The organism is Photobacterium salinisoli, from assembly GCF_003614885.1.
Classification (GTDB): Bacteria; Pseudomonadota; Gammaproteobacteria; order Enterobacterales; family Vibrionaceae; genus Photobacterium; species Photobacterium salinisoli.
Genome location: NZ_QZMS01000007.1, coordinates 1,468,723 through 1,487,458 on the forward strand (window position 1 = coordinate 1,468,723; position 18,736 = coordinate 1,487,458).

At 50.1% G+C, this 18,736-nt stretch carries 15 protein-coding genes; 12 read left to right on the forward strand and 3 right to left on the reverse strand.

Going from position 1 to position 18,736, the window contains the following annotated elements; translation table 11 throughout:
• Window positions 1-138: 138 nt before the first annotated feature.
• Window positions 139-1,920, reverse strand: a complete 1,782-nt coding sequence (gene aspS / locus D6M16_RS07415; RefSeq protein ID WP_120511246.1) for an aspartate--tRNA ligase — start codon at window positions 1,918-1,920, stop codon at window positions 139-141.
• Between the two features lie 297 nt (window positions 1,921-2,217).
• Between aspS and D6M16_RS07420 the strand changes: the two genes are divergently transcribed.
• The 9 genes from D6M16_RS07420 (at window position 2,218) to D6M16_RS07460 (ending at window position 11,236) form a co-directional block, all read left to right on the forward strand.
• Window positions 2,218-3,093, forward strand: coding sequence for a DUF72 domain-containing protein (locus D6M16_RS07420; protein ID WP_240435543.1), 876 nt, complete (start codon window positions 2,218-2,220; stop codon window positions 3,091-3,093).
• Between the two features lie 168 nt (window positions 3,094-3,261).
• Window positions 3,262-3,990, forward strand: a complete 729-nt coding sequence (cmoA, locus tag D6M16_RS07425; RefSeq protein ID WP_120511248.1) for a carboxy-S-adenosyl-L-methionine synthase CmoA — start codon at window positions 3,262-3,264, stop codon at window positions 3,988-3,990.
• A 30-nt stretch (window positions 3,991-4,020) separates the two neighbouring features.
• Window positions 4,021-4,995, forward strand: coding sequence for a tRNA 5-methoxyuridine(34)/uridine 5-oxyacetic acid(34) synthase CmoB (gene cmoB, locus D6M16_RS07430; protein WP_120511249.1), 975 nt, complete (start codon window positions 4,021-4,023; stop codon window positions 4,993-4,995).
• Window positions 4,996-5,097: 102 nt separating this feature from the next.
• Window positions 5,098-5,853, forward strand: coding sequence for an ATP-dependent zinc protease family protein (locus D6M16_RS07435; protein WP_120511250.1), 756 nt, complete (start codon window positions 5,098-5,100; stop codon window positions 5,851-5,853).
• Window positions 5,854-5,950: 97 nt separating this feature from the next.
• Window positions 5,951-7,456 (forward strand): inactive transglutaminase family protein, encoded by a 1,506-nt coding sequence (locus D6M16_RS07440; RefSeq protein ID WP_120511251.1) that lies wholly within the window; start codon window positions 5,951-5,953, stop codon window positions 7,454-7,456.
• 3 nt (window positions 7,457-7,459) lie between these two features.
• Window positions 7,460-8,431, forward strand: coding sequence for an alpha-L-glutamate ligase-like protein (locus tag D6M16_RS07445; RefSeq protein ID WP_120511252.1), 972 nt, complete (start codon window positions 7,460-7,462; stop codon window positions 8,429-8,431).
• 109 nt (window positions 8,432-8,540) lie between these two features.
• A complete protein-coding gene (locus D6M16_RS07450; RefSeq protein ID WP_120511253.1) occupies window positions 8,541-9,689 on the forward strand; it encodes a MalY/PatB family protein in 1,149 nt (382 codons plus the stop codon).
• 88 nt (window positions 9,690-9,777) lie between these two features.
• Window positions 9,778-10,299, forward strand: a complete 522-nt coding sequence (locus D6M16_RS07455; protein WP_120511254.1) for a VC2046/SO_2500 family protein — start codon at window positions 9,778-9,780, stop codon at window positions 10,297-10,299.
• A 247-nt stretch (window positions 10,300-10,546) separates the two neighbouring features.
• Window positions 10,547-11,236: an SDR family oxidoreductase gene (locus tag D6M16_RS07460; RefSeq protein WP_120511255.1), complete on the forward strand. Its 690-nt coding sequence runs from the start codon at window positions 10,547-10,549 to the stop codon at window positions 11,234-11,236.
• A gap of 103 nt (window positions 11,237-11,339) precedes the next feature.
• Here D6M16_RS07460 and adhE read toward each other — a convergent pair whose 3' ends face one another.
• A complete protein-coding gene (gene adhE, locus D6M16_RS07465) occupies window positions 11,340-14,054 on the reverse strand; it encodes a bifunctional acetaldehyde-CoA/alcohol dehydrogenase (protein ID WP_120511256.1) in 2,715 nt (904 codons plus the stop codon).
• 649 nt (window positions 14,055-14,703) lie between these two features.
• Here adhE and D6M16_RS07470 point away from each other — a divergent pair.
• Window positions 14,704-15,552: an ion transporter gene (locus tag D6M16_RS07470; RefSeq protein WP_120511910.1), complete on the forward strand. Its 849-nt coding sequence runs from the start codon at window positions 14,704-14,706 to the stop codon at window positions 15,550-15,552.
• Window positions 15,553-15,641: 89 nt separating this feature from the next.
• On the opposite strand, the gene cysS is transcribed toward D6M16_RS07470, so the two are convergent.
• Entirely contained in the window at window positions 15,642-17,021 is a 1,380-nt protein-coding gene (cysS, locus tag D6M16_RS07475; protein WP_120511257.1) for a cysteine--tRNA ligase, read from the reverse strand.
• A 243-nt stretch (window positions 17,022-17,264) separates the two neighbouring features.
• On the opposite strand from cysS, the gene D6M16_RS07480 reads away from it, so the two are divergent.
• Both D6M16_RS07480 and lpxH read left to right on the forward strand, forming a co-directional pair.
• Window positions 17,265-17,762, forward strand: coding sequence for a peptidylprolyl isomerase (locus D6M16_RS07480; RefSeq protein WP_120511258.1), 498 nt, complete (start codon window positions 17,265-17,267; stop codon window positions 17,760-17,762).
• A gap of 47 nt (window positions 17,763-17,809) precedes the next feature.
• Window positions 17,810-18,553 (forward strand): UDP-2,3-diacylglucosamine diphosphatase, encoded by a 744-nt coding sequence (gene lpxH, locus D6M16_RS07485; RefSeq protein ID WP_120511259.1) that lies wholly within the window; start codon window positions 17,810-17,812, stop codon window positions 18,551-18,553.
• The last annotated feature ends 183 nt before the right edge of the window (window positions 18,554-18,736 follow it).

The window sequence follows — 18,736 nt, forward strand, 5'->3', positions numbered from 1 at the left end:
AGCTCTGCGTCACTGGGAGGCGCTGATCACTGTTCAGAACACGGCGAGAGATCGTACATCAGATGGTATGAAGCAGACTGCAATGTCTTGAAGAGTGATCGGGCTGGCAGAGTTGCCAGCCCGGAATAGTTCATATACTTATACGTTTTCCATTGGCTTAACAGCAGCTTTGATCGAAATCGCCAGCTCCTCAAGGGCGGCAGGGTTGGCCAGACTTGGTGCGTCTGTCATCAGACACGCGGCTGCCGTGGTTTTCGGGAAAGCAATCACGTCACGAATATTCTCGGTGCCGCACAGCAGCATCACCAGACGATCCAGACCAAACGCCAGACCAGCATGTGGCGGTGTACCGAATTTCAGCGCATCCAGCAGGAAACCGAATTTCAGCTGCTGCTCTTGCGCGTCAATACCCAGAATGTTGAACACGGCCGCCTGCATGTCGGCGTTATGAATACGTACAGAACCACCGCCCACTTCGTAACCGTTGATGACCATATCGTAGGCATTGGAACTGGCTGCCCCAGGATTGGCCGCCAGCTCTTGCGCAGTCATATTCAGCGGAGCGGTGAACGGGTGGTGCATCGCGTGCAGGTTACCTTCTTCGTCTTCTTCGAACATTGGGAAATCAACCACCCACAAAGGTGCCCATGCCGATTCGTCGGTCAGTTTCAGGTCTTTACCCAGCTTCAGACGCAGTGCGCCCATCGCTTCATCAACCACATTTTTGCGATCGGCGCCAAAGAGCAGAATATCGCCAGATTCAGCCTGAGTGCGCTCCAGCAGCTGTGTCACTATCTCTTCATTCAGGAATTTAGCCACAGGTGACTGCACGCCGTCAAAACCGGCCGCACGATCATTCACCTTCATCCATGCCAGGCCTTTTGCACCATAGATACCCACAAAGCTGGTGTACTCGTCAATCTGCTTGCGAGACAGTTCCGCACCGCCCGGTACACGCAGAACGGCCACACGGCCTTTAGGATCATTGGCAGGGCCGGCGAAGACTTTGAAGTCGACATCTTTCAGGATATCGGCCACGTCTACCAGCTCCAGCGGGTTACGCAGATCCGGCTTGTCCGAACCGTAACGGCGCATTGCTTCTTCGTACTTCATGACAGGGAAAGTACCCAGATCAACGTTCAGCAGTTCTTGCCACATTTCGGTGACCATCTGCTCAGTCACGGCACGCACCTGGTCGGCGGTCATGAACGAGGTTTCGATATCGATCTGGGTGAATTCCGGCTGACGATCTGCACGCAGGTCTTCGTCACGGAAACATTTTACGATTTGATAGTAACGGTCAAAACCAGACATCATCAGCAGCTGCTTAAAGAGCTGTGGTGATTGAGGCAGTGCATAGAAGCTGCCTTTGTGCACACGGCTTGGTACCAGATAGTCACGGGCACCTTCCGGTGTCGCTTTGGTCAGCACAGGGGTTTCAATATCCAGAAAACCGTTTTCATCCAGGAAACGACGCACGAAGCTGGATGCTTTCGCACGCAGTTTGATACGGTCACTCATTTCCGGACGACGCAGGTCCAGGTAGCGGAATTTCAGGCGCTGCTCTTCAGTGTTCTTCTGATTGAAGTCCAGCGGCAGCACATCGGAACGGTTGATGATTTCCAGGCCTTTGGCAATCACTTCCACTTCGCCGGTCGCCATGTCTTTGTTGACCTGGCTGTCCGGACGCTGACGGACTTCACCGGTCAGGCGGATACAAAATTCATTGCGCAGTTGGTTTGCCACCTCAAAGATATCTTTCATATCCGGGTCAACCACTACCTGAACGATACCTTCACGATCTCGCATATCAATGAAAATAAGACCGCCTAAATCACGACGGCGGTTTACCCAGCCGCAAAGCTCAACGGTTTGTCCCGCATGGGACTTGTTCAGGTGACCACAATATTGGGTGCGCATAAGAATTTCCCGATCTGTTTACTTACAATCCTGTGTGTCCGCCCAAAATGGTATGACAGACACCAACTGTGCCAGTTTCGGCCATCTTCAGTGCCCGGTTGCGGCCTGACTGACGTCCGAAATAAAAATAACGCGGTATTATAAATGAAAAACACCACTGTAGGAAAAACCTCTGGCGTAAATCAAGCAAAATAGCCTGATTCCAGTCGCGAATGTTGACCGAATGGCGGGATATTCTCCACAATGTCAGCCAAGCCCCTATCCGGATGGATAAAAAATATTCACTAAGGTTTTTCAATGCCCTTTTCTTCACCCCTTAAGATCGGAATGGCAATGTGGTCACATGCGCCCTGGCAACGTAGACTCTATGGCCGTGGTTGTCCGTCCACGGAGAGGTTAAACCGATACGCAGAAACCTTTTCCACTGTCGAAGGCAATACTACTTTCTATGCCACACCCAAGCCGGCCACTGTACAGAATTGGGCTGATGCCACACCGGACGATTTTCGATTCACTTTCAAGCTGCCGAAAACCATCACCCACCAATACAAACTGATGCACTGCCAGGGTCAGCTCGGTGAATTTTTTCATGTCATGGCGCCTGTGGCAGAAAAAACCGGTATCTGGAAAATTCAATTACCCGCCAGTTTCGGCCCTGCTGAGCTGCCAGCGCTGTCCGCTTTTCTCAAACGGCTGCCGTCAGAGCTGACGGTTGGGGTTGAGGTCCGTCATCCGGCTTTTTTCAGTAAAGGCGCAGAAGAAAAAGCACTAAACCGTTTGCTTATAGAACACCAGGTCAATCGGATTATCATGGACACACGCCCGGTTTTTTCAGCCCCCGCTACCAGCGAGGCCGTCATTGATGCCCATCAGAAAAAACCCAGAGTGCCGGTTCACGCCATTGCTACTGCCATGCACCCTGTCGTGCGCTTCATCGGACATCCGGATCTTGAGGCCAACGATCCCTTTTTTGCCAATTGGTTACAACGTCTTCCTCTGTGGCTGAGTGAGGGCCGCCAGCCTTATCTGTTCATTCATACGCCCGACAACGACTTTGCGCCGGAATTGGCCGTCCGCCTTCACCGTCAGTTAACACAGCAGCTGGCTGGCACAGCAACGTGCCTGCCCGAGCTGAAATTACCGCAAGGTGGTGACCAGGTATCACTGCTCTGAACCCGACCTGACCGGCCCTGTAAATCCACAAGACAACTGGCGCTATTTTATCTACAATACGCGCCTTTTCAGCGGGAGAAGGACTCCCCTTAGCCATAAATCGCCGTGCGGCGAGGTATGCCGGAAGGAACCGTCCGAGATTAAGATATCAGGTGTGAGGAAGAGATAATGGCTGGCCACGACAATTTGTTCGCCGCCCCGATCGATAAGTTGGGTGATTTTACCTTTGACGAACGCGTCGCCGAAGTATTTCCGGATATGATCCAACGCTCAGTACCGGGATACAGCAATATCATCTCCGCCATTGGCATGCTGGCCGAGCGCTTTGCGATGCCGGATTCCACTATTTATGATCTGGGCTGCTCGCTTGGCGCTGCCACGCTTTCCATGCGGCGCCATATCCGGCAGCCAGGTTGTAAGATCATTGGCGTCGACAACTCCCGCGCCATGGTTGAGCGCTGCCGTCTGCATATTGACGCTTACCGCTCCGACACCCCGGCAGACATTATTGAAGCGGATATCCGTGATGTGGATATTCACAATGCCTCTGTGGTGGTGCTGAATTTCACCCTGCAGTTTCTGGCACCGGAAGATCGCCGCCAGTTGCTGGAAAAAATCTATGCTGGCCTGCGCCCGGGCGGCATTCTGATTCTGTCAGAGAAATATGTCTTCGAGAACGAGCAGGCGCACGAATTGCTGATCGATCTTCATCATGATTTCAAACGCGCCAACGGCTACAGCGAGCTGGAAATCAGCCAGAAACGCAGCGCCATCGAGCATGTCATGCGCCCGGACAGCATTCCGGCCCATCGTGAGCGTTTGTCTGATATAGGCTTTCGCAGCGTAGAAGTCTGGTTCCAGTGCTTCAACTTCGGCTCTATGTTTGCCATCAAGTAATTAACGAATTTAAGGTAACTTTGACGCTCCATGTTTAGCTTTTCAGAATTCTATCGCTTATTGGCCAATGACGAGCAACTGCGTCCCTGGCTTAACATTTTGCCGCAGCAATTATCCGACTGGGAAACCGCCCAACATGGCGACATGGCTCGCTGGGTTCGGGCGCTGAAAAAGTTTCCTGCCGATAAGCCGGACTTTATCGACCTGAAAACCCAAGTCAGTGTAATGAATGAAGTGCCGCTTGCCGACGGTGAGCAAAAACGCCTGGAAAGTTTGCTGCGTTTGCTCCATCCCTGGCGCAAAGGCCCGTACCATATCCACGGTATTCACATCGACACCGAATGGCGTTCCGACTGGAAATGGGATCGCGTCCTGCCGCATATCTCGCCGCTCAAACACCGTAAGGTGCTGGATGTCGGCTGCGGCAACGGTTACCACATGTGGCGCATGCTGGGTGAAGGTGCCGCACTGACGGTCGGTATCGATCCGTCGAATCTGTTTCTGATCCAGTTCGAGGCAATCCGTCGCCTGATGGGTCAGGATGAGCGTGCGTATCTGTTGCCACTGGGCATAGAACAACTGCCGGAGCTGAAAGCGTTTGATACCGTCTTCAGTATGGGCGTGCTCTATCACCGCCGCTCGCCACTTGACCACTTGCTGCAACTGAAAAACCAGCTGCGCAAAGGCGGTGAACTGGTGCTGGAGACCTTAGTCATCGAAGGCGATGAAAATGCCGTACTGGTGCCGGGTCACCGTTATGCTCAGATGCACAACGTCTACTTTTTCCCCTCTGCCAAAGCCCTGAAAGTCTGGCTGGAGAAAAGCGGCTTTGTCGATGTGCGGATTGTGGATGAAAGTGTCACTACCACCGATGAGCAACGCTCAACCGACTGGATGACAAATAATTCATTGCCTGAATATCTCGATCCGCAAGATCCGTCAAAAACGATAGAAGGTTACCCTGCCCCCCGACGCGCTGTACTGGTCGCCGTAAATCCTGACTAAGTGTTAACAAAAGGGTGCTACCCGCATCCTTTTTTGTACGCTAAACTACGGCCCCCTAAAGAAAAACTAAGAATTACACTATATCCACTTTTGGGAGTGAGCATGCTTGGCCGCAGCGTAACCTTTATTGCATTGACTTTTATTTCCGGCTGCTCAATGCTGAAAACCGAACCCAGCCCGCAGCGGGAAACAAATACACTGACTGCGATTGAAATGATGGAAACCAATGTTCATTTTCGTCTTAATCGTATGTCTCAACAAATAAATGAACAAAATGAAAACATTGCTAAGTTAGAAAAAGAGCTATCATCAATGTCAGAAGAGCTGAATAAAGTTGCTTCTGTTTCATCGTCTAAACCTGAAGTCATTGTTGAGAAAAAAATAGTGCCGGTACCACAAAAAACTATTGATATCGATCCTAAAACTGCCCATGGCAAAGTTATCCTGGGCGAAGAAGAATGGATCTGGCTGGACTCAGTGCAATCCTTTTTTAAAGCACGGGTTGACACGGGTGCGACAACCTCTTCGATCAATGCACTGGATATCCAGATCTTTGAACGGGATGGCAAACAGTGGGCCAAGTTTAATCTCAGCCACAGCGGCGAAGAGAATCAACCTGCCGACCAAATCGTGGAAGCCCCGATTGTCCGCTGGGTCAAAATTCGCCAGTCATCGGCCGACGATACTGAACGGCGCCCCGTGGTAGAAATGTGGCTTAAACTCGGCAAATTGCATGAGAAAGCCCAATTTACCCTGGCAGACCGAACACAGATGACATATCCGGTGTTGCTTGGGCGGGAATTCTTTAAAGACGTCGCACTGGTTGATGTCGGTAAACAGTTCATTCAAGGGCGATAACCGTTTTCAGTTTGGGGCATGACAACTTGTCATTGCCCCATTTTCGTTTTCATCGTTTCGTTTGCTTCAACCAATAAAGGAAAAATTAGAGGTTGTCATGACGTCAAGAATTCCATTTTATTTTCTCATCACCTTGCTCGTCATTGCCGGGACAGCGCTCAGTCTCTACCGCCATGATATTTACGGTGTGCCTTGGACACCGGGCGAAGAGCGCGCCTTGTGGGAGCTGGAAGCCAGAGTCGAGTTTGATGCCATCGGCAAGCCGGTCAAGGTTTCAATGGCCGCACCGGAATCACAGCAGGGCTTCACGCAAATCGACGAAAGCACCTCATCACCAGGTTATGGCGTCGCACTGATCGATACCGATCAGGGACGCCGGGCGGAATGGTCAATTCGTCAGGCATCCGGCAAACAGGTGCTGTATTACAAAACACAGATGCTTGTCGACCCACTGGCCAGTTTTTCGACGGATAAACCAAGAGGCAAGCCTGAAGCCCCCAGCCTGGATAACCCTCAGGAAACGGCAGCCAAAGCCATGTTGGCTCAGGCCAGAACACTATCGGCAGACAATCTGACGATGACACGGGAAATCCTGAAACAGCTCAATGACAGGAATAACCAAAACGCCTCCCTGCTGCTCAATGCTTTTCCGCGGGAAAATGTGGTGGTTTTCCTACTCTCGATGGAAGGGATAAATTCCCGCATCGTGGGTGGCTTGCAGCTCGAAGATGGCCGACGTCGTCAAAGCATCAGCCCTATGGTGGAAGTCTGGGGCGGCGAAAAATGGCACTTGTTTGACCCGCAGACGGGTCAGGAAGGCAAACCTAACGACGTGCTGGTCTGGAACCAGCAAGGTCACTCCTTGCTGGATGTGATAGGTGGCCGTAACTCCAATATCAGCTTCTCGATTATTTCGCAGGACATTACCCCGCAGCAGGCCACCCGTGAAAAAATCCAGGCTGAAGATCTGCTGAACTTCTCAATACACAGTCTGCCTATTGAGGAGCAGGCTATGTTCAAAACCATCATGCTGGTGCCGATTGGCGCGTTAATTGTGGTCTTTCTCAGGGTTATCGTGGGCCTGAAAACCTCAGGGACTTTCATGCCGGTACTGATTGCGGTGGCCTTTGTGCAGACTCAGCTGATTACCGGTGTACTTGGTTTTCTGCTGATCGTGGGTACGGGTTTAATCATACGCAGCTACTTATCACGACTGAACTTGCTGCTTGTGGCCCGAATATCCGCCGTCATAGTGACAGTGATACTCATTATTTCAATCTTCACCGTAGTGGCCTTCAAGATCGGTCTGGTGGAAGGTCTGACTATTACTTTCTTCCCGATGATCATCCTGTCGTGGACTATCGAACGCATGTCGATTCTGTGGGAAGAGGAAGGAGCTAAAGAGGTCTTTATTCAGGGTGGTGGTTCGCTGTTAACGGCTATCATAGTGTATCTGGTCATGACTAATGATCTGGTTCGCCACTTAACCTTTAACTTTATCGGCCTGCAACTCATTATAATGGCACTGATCCTGATGCTGGGTAACTACACAGGCTACCGCCTGAGTGAGCTACGACGCTTTAAGCCGTTAGCGGAGGATTAAGCCATGTTTTTATCGCGTTATACTACGCCGTGGCGTCTGCGCGAACGCGGCATCATGGGCATGAACAAGCGCAATCACAGCTATATCGGCCGTTATAACGACCGCAGTCTGTACCCGCTTGTTGATGATAAACTGAAAACCAAGATCATCGCCCAGCGTGCGGGAGCAACCGTACCTGAACTGATTGGGGTGATCAGAAGTCAGGTGCATGTTAAAGAGATCCACGACATGGTGCGTGACTGGCCGGGCTTTGTTATCAAACCGGCTCAGGGTTCTGGCGGGAAAGGCATTCTTGTCATTATCAAGCATGAAAACGGTTTATACACCAAACCGTCCGGGGCTGTTATTAATAAGCAGGATGTAGAAAGGCACATCACCAACACCCTGGCCGGGCTCTTTTCGCTCGGCGGCAAGAATGATGTTGCCATGGTTGAAAACCTGATCCAGTTTGATAATGTCTTCGACGGGTTCAGCTTTGAAGGCGTGCCGGACATACGCGTGATCGTATTTAAAGGTTACCCTGTCATGGCCATGATGCGATGTTCTACCGCAGCCTCTGACGGCAAAGCCAACCTCCACCAGGGCGCCGTCGGGGTCGGTATTGATATCGCCTCCGGCAAAGCTGTTCGTGCGGTGCAGTTTAACCTGCCGGTAGAGCGTCACCCGGACACTGAAAGGTTGCTCAGCGAGCTCACCGTACCCAACTGGCTGAAGTTACTGGAACTGGCAGCCAGTGCCTGGGAAATGACAGGGCTGGGCTATCTGGGTACTGACATGGTACTGGATAAAGTCAAAGGCCCTATGGTACTGGAGCTTAATGCCCGACCGGGCCTTGCGATCCAGACAGCCAATGGCTGCGGATTGCTTCCACGCCTTCATCACATCGAAAGTCTGGGCACACCGTCCAAGATGCCCACGCCGGCTGAACGCGTCGCCTATGCCGCCGAGCAGTTTGGTGCTAAGCCGCTGTTCTGAATCTTACAATCGCCCCGGCTTCCTGCCGGGGCTTTCTTCTTCAGGCCAATTAGGCGCATAATAGCTAAGTCATCATAGTCATTGATTTCAATTGGTTATTGGAGAACCTATGTCAGAGATCCTGCGTTTATTTGACCAGCCAGTGGATCGCACCAACAGTAACAGTACAAAGTGGCTGAAGTATCAGGGAAAGGATGTCCTGCCTATGTGGGTGGCAGACAGTGACTTCAGAGTACCGGATGCGATTACACGCGCCCTCCACCAGCATGTCGAGCACGGTGTCTTTGGCTACGGCTCAGTGCCTGAATCACTCAGCGAGGTACTCGTTGAGCGCATGGCAACGCTTTATAACTGGCAGATCAAACCGGAATGGATTGTCTATTTACCCGGTCTGGTATGTGGTCTCAATCTGGCTGTTCGCGCCTGTACCGAGCAACATCAGGCTGTCGTCAGTCCCAAGCCGGTTTACCCGAAATTCTTTACCGCAGCAAAATACGCATCACGCCCGCTGGCTTATTCCCCCGTGACATTACAGCAAGGGCGCTGGCTGATGGATTTAGAGGCGACTGACCTCCCGCCAGAAAGCAAGCTGCTGCTGTTCTGTAATCCCTTAAATCCCGGCGGTACCGTCTACACACGACAGGAACTCAATGCCCTGCACCATTTTGCCAAAAAGCATGACTTGTATGTTTGTTCCGATGAAATCCACTGTGATTTGATCCTGGATGAAAACGCCCGCCATATTCCCTTTGCCAGTCTGGATGAAGATGCTGCCCAGCGCTCCATCACCCTGATAGCACCGAGCAAGACCTTTAACATTGCCGGACTTGGCGCATCAATGGCAATCATTCCCAATTTCGAACTGCGACGCCGTTTCAACCGTACACGGGCCGGCATAGTCCCTGAGGTCAATGTGCTGGCTTATACCGCCGCCGAAGCCGCGTACCGTGATTGCCAACCTTGGCTCGACAGCCAGCTGCACTATCTGCGTCAGCACAGAGACAGGCTGATGACAGCTATCAACAGCATGCCGGGGCTCAAACTGCAGCCAATTGAAGCGACCTACCTGGCCTGGATTGATGCCTCCGGCCTGCCTGTGGCAAACCCGCATGCCTTTTTTGAAGCCGCCGGTGTTGGCTTCTCGCCTGGTGCTGATTTTGGCCATTCCGGATTTGTCAGAATGAATTTTGGCTGTACCAGTCAGACTTTGGAACTGGCGATATCGCGCATGAAACACGCCATTGATTCAATCGGTTAATAATTAGCCATCTGATAGCCATTACCCCTAAAGATTTTCACTGCCTGTCCGATAGAGATAACACTGGTTTTAATTTCTGTCGGACTCCATGCAAATCCATACCATAGACAAAGCACAGCTTATCAGTGAAGTGCAGCTTGGTAACCAGCTCAACCGCGCGGTTGAGCAAGGGCGCCGATCTGACTTCGCACTGATGCTGGCTATGTTGTCGCCGGATTATCTGGAAACCACGCCGACCGAAAAACCACTCCCCCCTGCAACATCAGAAGAACAACTGCGTTCCTATTTCGAGTTGCAAGACCCTGCACCACTGTCGACATCCGAGTTCTGCTACCCCCGCGGTGCAGAGCAGTCAAGAGCGTTCCATTATGGTGGTCTTTCCGCAACCCGCTTACTCAGCTCGTTGCAACCCATCGCGATGACGTTTCCCCCTCAAGACACTAAAGGCTTGCCGGAAGAGCTGTACCATAATCTGTCCGGGCATGAGCGCCGCCGTCTGCCGCCCACCCAGCCGGAACCCCTCAAAGGATCCCCGCAGGATCTCTACCTTAACCTTATCCGGGCCAAACGTTCCGCTGAAATGTATGGCGCCGTTGCTAAGGTCTGCTGATCAATATCACCTTTTCTTTTCGTTATTTTTCAGTCAATTAAGTAAATTTTCCGCGACATCTCACAAAGTACTAAATTTCGTGACAAGCGTCATAGGCCAAACAATTCAATGCCGCTTTACCTGCGCACTTAACTAAGATTTAACATTATCAGGGTGTTATTAGTTTATTGAATAGTGAGGGTGAAGATGGTTTAAACCGTCATTGCTGTTACGACTTCTCGGTATCCACATATAGGAAGATTGCGCTATGAATATTGCAGACTCAGTTATTCTTATTACTGCTGCAGGCTGCCCATTAGGAAAAGCTGCATCGTTCCATTTCTCCTCATTAGGCGCACGGATAGCCCTGGTAGATACAGACAGTGAACGATTGCACATCAACCATCAGGAATGCTTAGCCAAAGGCAGTGAATGTTACGCCTTGTGTCTGTCCGACAATAAAGAAGCCACTATTGCCAGTGCCATTGAAGCGGTACACGAACAGTACGGAAAAATCGATGTACTGATCAATTGCTGGCTGGGGGTCGATATTCCCATGCTGCTGACCCAGACCTCAGTTGAAGAATTCTGCCAGCTGATGACAGAAGGCACATCGGCGTTTCTTTCCTTTGGTAAACAAACCGCAAACTATATGCGCGAACATCATCAGTCTGGTGTGATCATCAATTTAGCCGCTTGCAGGCCGGATAATCCCATACCTTTGAGCAGCAGCTCCAAAGCTATGCTGGCAGGCTTTACTCAAAGCTGGTCCAAAGAACTGGCGCAGTACAAAATTCGTGTCGGTGGTGTTTTCCCGCTGATCTTTGATGAGCGGCAAGATCTGCCTCCCAGCACACTGCTCAGCCTGCCCATGCAGTATGAAATTGCCCGTAGTGCTGAGTACATAGTCTCGAACGACTATTTCAATGGCAGAATGATTGAAGCAGAAGTGGTTTGAAGCCGTCACTTCAGCAATCACTAACGCCATAGGCAGATTTTGTCAGACGGCATTAAAAAACCCGCCATTCGGCGGGTTTTTGTTTCACTCAACCAATAGGTTATCAAGCCTTGGCTGCAACCTTTTTGCTTCTGGCTGCGGGTGCCACCTGAATGACCTCTGCAGGTTTCTGATCTGCATTCTTCTTAATCACAGTCGTGCCTTCAAAAGTTTCGCCTTCTACATACGCCTTTCCGTAGTAAGAAGCCAATAGCACCTTTTTCAGCTCAGCAATCAGCGGATAACGCGGGTTCGCTCCGGTGCACTGATCATCAAAGGCTTCAACAGCCAGCTCATCCAGTTTTGCCAGGAAGTCAGACTCTGAGACTCCTGCTGCCTGAATTGACTTAGGAATATCCAAATCGTCTTTCAGTTCATCCAGCCAGCTCAGCAGACGTTCAATTTTCTGTGCGGTACGGTCGCCGGGCTGTGAAAGGCCCAGGTGATCGGCCACTTCAGCATAACGTCGACGAGCTTGCGGGCGGTCGTACTGAGAGAAAGCCGTCTGCTTGGTTGGATTGTCGTTGGCGTTATAACGCACCACATTCGCTATCAGCAAGGCGTTTGCCAGACCATGCGGAATATGGAACTCAGCACCGATTTTGTGCGCCATAGAGTGACACACTCCCAGGAAGGCATTGGCAAATGCAATACCAGCGATAGTGGCCGCGTTATGGACTTTCTCGCGGGCAATCGGGTCTTTCGCACCGTTCGCGTAGCTGGAAGGCAGGTATTGCTTGAGCAGTTGCAGTGCCTGCAATGCCTGGCCATCTGAATACTCGTTTGCCAGCACAGAGACATAGGCTTCCAACGCATGGGTCACTGCGTCATAACCACCAAACGCAGTCAGGGATTTTGGCATGTTCATCACCAGATTGGCATCAACGATTGCCATCTGAGGTGTCAGCTCATAGTCCGCCAGCGGGTATTTCGCGCCTGTCTCATCATCGGTGACGACCGCAAACGGTGTCACTTCAGACCCCGTCCCTGAAGTGGTTGTAATACACACCAACTCCGCTTTTTTACCCATTTTAGGGAACTTATAAATACGTTTACGGATGTCCATAAAGCGCATTGCCAGCTCTTCAAAGTGGGTTTCCGGATGCTCATACATTACCCACATGATTTTCGCGGCATCCATCGGCGAACCACCACCCAGTGCGATGATCACATCAGGCTGGAAGCTCTTCATTGCTTCTGCACCTTTTTTGACGATAGTCAGCGTTGGGTCGGCTTCCACATCGTAGAAAGCATGGACATCTATACCCTGTGCTTTGAGTAACGTCATCACTTCATCGGCATAGCCGTTGTTAAACAGAAAACGGTCAGTCACCAGAAAGGCACGTTTCTTATCTTCCAGATCCGTCAGTGCCACAGGCAGGCTGCCGCGGCGGAAATAGATGGACTTAGGCAGTTTGTGCCACAGCATATTTTCAGCTCGCTTCGCCACTGTTTTCTTATTAATTAAGTGCTTAGGCCCTACGTTTTCAGAGATAGAGTTCCCACCCCATGAACCGCAGCCTAAGGTTAATGATGGCGCTATGTTGAAGTTGTACAGATCACCAATACCGCCATGGGTAGTCGGGATATTGACCAGAATTCGCGCGGTTTTCAGCTTGTCGCCAAAATACTTAATGCGATCTTCATTGATATCCTGGTTGGTGTACAAGCCCGAGGTGTGACCAATACCGCCAAGATCAACCATCTTGCAGGCCATATCTACTGCATCTTCGAAGGTTTTGGCACGGAACATCCCCAGGGTTGGTGACAGTTTCTCGTGGGCAAACTCTTCATCAATAGTAATGGCATCACCTTCACCAATAAGCACCTTAGTATCGGAAGGCACTGACACCCCTGCCATTTCAGCAATTTTTGTAGCTGGCTGGCCCACGATATCGGCATTCAGGCTGCCTTCAATCAAGATGACTTTGCGTACTTTATCGGCTTCTTCCTTGTTCAGTACATAACCTTTATGACTGGCAAAACGCGCCTTCACTTCGTCATAGATTTCATCCATCACGATCACGGCCTGTTCTGAGGCACACACCACGCCGTTATCAAATGTCTTAGACATCAGCACAGATGCCACCGCACGTTTTACATCGGCCGTTTCGTCAATCACCACAGGCACATTACCCGCACCGACGCCAATGGCCGGCTTACCTGACGAGTATGCGGCTTTCACCATGCCCGGACCACCAGTGGCCAGAATCAGGTTAAGATCCGGGTGTTTCATCAGGGCATTGGACAACTCAACCGAAGGCTGATCAATCCAGCCAATGATATCTTTGGGTGCGCCAGCCGCAACAGCGGCATCCAGCACCAGTTTCGCCGCTGCGTTGGTGGATGCTTTCGCCCGTGGGTGCGGAGAAAAAATAATACCGTTACGGGTTTTGAGTGAAATCAGGGATTTGAAAATAGCCGTTGAGGTGGGATTGGTCGTCGGCACAATGCCGCAGATAATACCGACAGGCTCTGCGATGGTGATAGTGCCGAACTCGTCATTCTCTTCCAGAATGCCGCAGGTCTTTTCATCTTTGTATTTGTTGTAAATAAATTCAGAGGCAAAGTGGTTTTTGATCACCTTGTCTTCAACGATTCCCATACCGGACTCTTGTACGGCTTGCTGGGCCAGAGGAATACGGGCATTGTTTGCCGCCAGTGAGGCGGCACGGAAAATCTTGTCTACTTGCTCCTGCGAGTAAGTGGCAAAAATCTTCTGTGCGGCTTTAACACGGGCAACCATTGCATCGAGTTCTGCCAAATTCGTTACAGGCATAGTCAAACTCCTAACTTTAAGATTGAAAACTTTTTAGTAAGGATACCTCTCAGATTCCTTGCCATGAGATCGCTTATCGCCGATTGAGCACACTTAGTAAATTGCTTTCAAAACTGATTTTATGACTTCATTGCCAGGTGAGGCTTGATCTGGATCATACTAAATGCACACATCAACACGATGTCACTACCCAGAAAAAAGCAATTAAGTCAATTATTTAAAAAGCAACCCAATTGAAATCATTCACAAAACAAATGTTTACACACTCGCCACCATGAAAATAAATTTCATTTTGGTAATTTTTATTCACAAAGAGACAGCGGATTGGCTCAACTTAACGGCTACCGGTCCATACCCCTTTCTGGGTAGTATTCACACCACATAAAGCCTAATCCAGTAACGCTCAGAACGACAATGTCACTGTATGACTTTTTTACTGCCAATAAGCAACACCGAGCATAAACCTAGTAGAGAAAGCAGGAATAACAAAGAAAAACAGTGAAATAGAAGCAGCCAACCTTGTCTTCTCCCTGCTGCTGTCAACTGAGTCAGCTCTTACCGGCAGCAGGTGCACACAGCGCGGAAATGGCTCTGGCAAAGGCCGCGACTCTTAAGTATGCTTTATTTTTCAATCGCTCAGATGTTATTTATGTCCCACTCAACACTAAAAGAAAGACTCTACATCACCATATTTGGCACCCACACCCCGGCGGGCAAAGCATTTGATATCACATTAATTCTGACCATACTGGCATCAATCATTGTTCTGATGCTCGTGTCTATCAGTCCGATAAGCCAGGAGTGGGGACAGGTGTTCTACCTGATGGAATGGGGGTTTACGCTGATCTTTACGCTTGAGTATCTGCTCAGGCTGTACTGCTCTCCCAAGCCGGCCGCCTATGCCCGCAGTTTTTACGGCATTGTCGATTTACTCGCTATCTTACCGACCTATCTGGTGTTTTTTTTCCCGGCCGCCCATTACCTGATGGTCATCCGGTTACTGAGAGTAATGCGCATATTTCGGGTACTAAAGCTGGTCCGCTATCTGCAGGATTCTAATTTGCTGCTGAGGTCATTGTTACAATCCAGCCGTAAGATTTTTATCTTTTTCACTACGGTCGCAATACTGGTCACTGTGTTTGGTTCACTCATGTTTGTCATTGAAGGGCCGGAGCATGGTTTTACCAGCATTCCTTACAGTATTTACTGGGCTATAGTGACCTTAACTACTGTAGGTTATGGTGATCTGGTGCCTCAGACAGATCTCGGCAAAACACTCGCCTCTTTCACTATGCTGCTGGGTTACTCCATTATTGCCATCCCCACCGGTATTATCACGGCAGAAATTGGCCATCAGAGTCAGTTACACCGAACCCTGGTGAAATGCATGAACTGCTCACGCTCAGGGCATGAACCCGATGCTGTCTTCTGTAAGCACTGCGGCAGCGAGCTCGCCCATCCCGACGACAGGGTCGTCTCTGCACCTGTCTCAAAATGATTTCAGAATAACGAAGCCGGATCAGCACGCACAAAAAAGCCCTCGCAAGAGGGCTTTCTCATTCAGTTTTGCCATGATCCGATAAACGGTTATTTACGACGCCAGGTCGTGCCTTGCGGGCCATCTTCAAGAATAATGCCCATTGCAGTCAAGGTATCACGGGCGGCATCTGCAGCTGCCCAGTCTTTGGCAGCACGGGCATCCAGGCGTTGCTGGATAAGAGATTCAATCTCAGCCACATCATCTGCCTTAGCACTGCTTTGTAAGAAGGTTTCTGGATCCTGCGCCAGCAGTCCCAGTACTTCGCCCAGTTCACGCAACTGAGCACCGAGCGCTGAGGCCGCCTGCAGATCTTCACCTTTCAGGCGGTTAATCTCACGCGCCATATCAAACATCACAGAGTAGGCTTCCGGTGTATTAAAATCGTCATCCATGGCCGTGGTAAAGCGTGCGACAAAGGCTTCACCACCCTGTGCGGCAACGTCCGTATCCAAGCCACGCAGTGCCGTATACAGACGCTCCAGCGCGGAACGCGCTTGCTTCAGGTTCTCTTCGCTGTAATTAAGCTGGCTGCGATAATGACCTGACATCAGGAAATAACGAACAGTTTCAGCGTCGTAATGCCCAAGTACGTCACGAATAGTAAAGAAGTTACCTAGTGATTTGGACATTTTCTCACGATCAACCATGACCATACCGCTGTGCATCCAGGTATTCACATACTGGGTATCATGGGCACAACAGGATTGTGCAATTTCATTTTCGTGATGCGGAAACTGAAGATCAGAGCCGCCGCCGTGAATATCAAAATGATCGCCCAGAATGGCAGAGTTCATCGCAGAACATTCTATGTGCCAGCCCGGACGGCCAGGACCCCATGGCGATTCCCAGGTCGGCTCACCCGGCTTGGACATTTTCCACAGTACAAAATCCAGCGGGCTGCGTTTTGCTGTTTCAATGTCGACACGTGCACCGGCTTGCAGCTGCTCCAGATCCTGACCAGACAGCTTACCGTATTCGTCAAATTTACTGACTTCAAACATGACATCGCCGTTATCTGCGACGTACGCGAAACCACGCTCGATCAGACGTTGACACAGCGCAATAATTTCAGGAATGAATTTGGTTGCACGAGGCTCAATATCCGGACGCGCCATGCCCAAGGCATCAAAATCGGCGTACATTTCGCCAATCAGGCGCTCTGTCAGAGAATCACAGCTTTCACCGTTTTCTGCCGCGCGTTTAATGATTTTATCGTCAATATCTGTGATATTACGGACAAATGTCAGATCATAGCCGCTGTAACGCAAGTAGCGTGACACCACGTCGAATGCAACAAAGGTACGGCCGTGGCCGATGTGACATAAATCGTAAATAGTAACCCCGCAGACGTACATGCCGATTTTACCTGGCACTATGGGTTTAAATTCCTCTTTTTGTCTAGTCAGTGAGTTATAGATCTTTAACATGTCTGATAATTACTCATTTCAGGGGTTACGATTCAAAGGGCTGATTATACCCAAGTCGCCTCAAGATGCTAGGTTCAGCGCGATTGGCATGGTTAACGGCCACACTACCGATTTTACCAATCCCAACCCTCTTCTATAGTTATAGAATTAACTTGGTTCACCTATATAAACTGTATTGACGCTTTGCCTTAGTTCGTTAGAATTCAGGGTTTAAAGCAATACACTCCAGTTAAGGATAAGCTCATGGTAACGCTTCACACCACTTTTGGTGATATTAAAATCCAGCTCAACACAGAAAAAGCTCCGGAAACCAGTGCGAACTTCCTGCAGTACTGCCGTGACGGTTTCTACAATGGTACGCTGTTTCACCGTGTGATTGACGGCTTCATGGTTCAGGGCGGCGGCATGGCGTCTGGCATGGTTGAAAAAGAAACCCGCGCACCCATCAAGAATGAAGCTAACAATGGTTTGAGCAACAAAACTGGCAGCATCGCGATGGCCCGCACCATGGAGCCACATTCCGCAAGCTCTCAATTCTTCATCAACGTCAATGACAACAACTTCCTGGATTTCAAATCTGAAACACCAGATGGTTGGGGATACTGCGTATTTGGTGAAGTGGTCGAAGGTATGGATATCGTCAACAAGATCAAATCGGTTGCGACAGGTAACTGGGGTTATGTCCATCAGGACGTGCCGGTTGAAGAAGTTGTCATCAATTCTGTTACCATCGAAGAATAATTTCCTGCCAAGGTGGCCGCTCACACCGGCCACCTGTCTCAATACTTATGACCATATGTTTTATAGCTGATTTGCACCTGAGTGCGGATCGCCCTGATATTACCGATTGTTTTCTGCACTTTATGTCAACTGAAGCAACCCAATGCGACACACTCTATGTGTTGGGTGATCTGTTTGAAATGTGGATTGGTGATGATGATGACAATACCTTTCACCGCCAGATCAAAAGTGCCTTCAAAGCATTGACGGATTCTGGTGTGCCCTGCTTTTTCATCCACGGCAACCGTGATTTCCTGATCGGCAAGCAATTCAGCCGTGAAACGGGCGTCAAGTTATTACCAGAACACACAGTGATTGACCTGTTCGGTACGCCAACGTTGATTTTGCATGGTGACACTTTGTGTACCCTGGATGAAAGCTATCAGCGTTACCGAAAAAAAGTCCATAACCCATTTATTCAGTGGCTATTTTTACGCTTACCTCTGGCATGGCGCCAGGCTGTCGGCCGCAAGATGCGCTCTGGCAGCAGTAGCAACAATCAAATGAAATCCTATGACATCATGGATGTGACGCCGCAAGCTGTGATTGACTTGATGTCAGAACGCAAGGTGAGCCATATGATACACGGCCATACCCATCGTCCGGCCGTTCATGATTTAACCATTGATGGTCAACATGCCACGCGAACCGTACTGGGAGACTGGTATGATCAGGGCTCCGTTTTGCTCTGCACACCTGCAGGCTGTCAGCTTCAAACGCGCAGCTTCAGAATGGCAGAACAAAATCAGTGACACATACTCAAACCCACGCATAACCCGGTGATTCATAACCAGAGACTGAATTCGGGTCAGCACCGGGCATTACTTTTACTTATCAACCCTATCTTTTGGGCTTAAGATCACAAGCCGCGCAATTTCTCAGCGAAAGGTCACAGCCAGTGGAAAATTCTACTGCTAATGTTACGCAACAGTGAT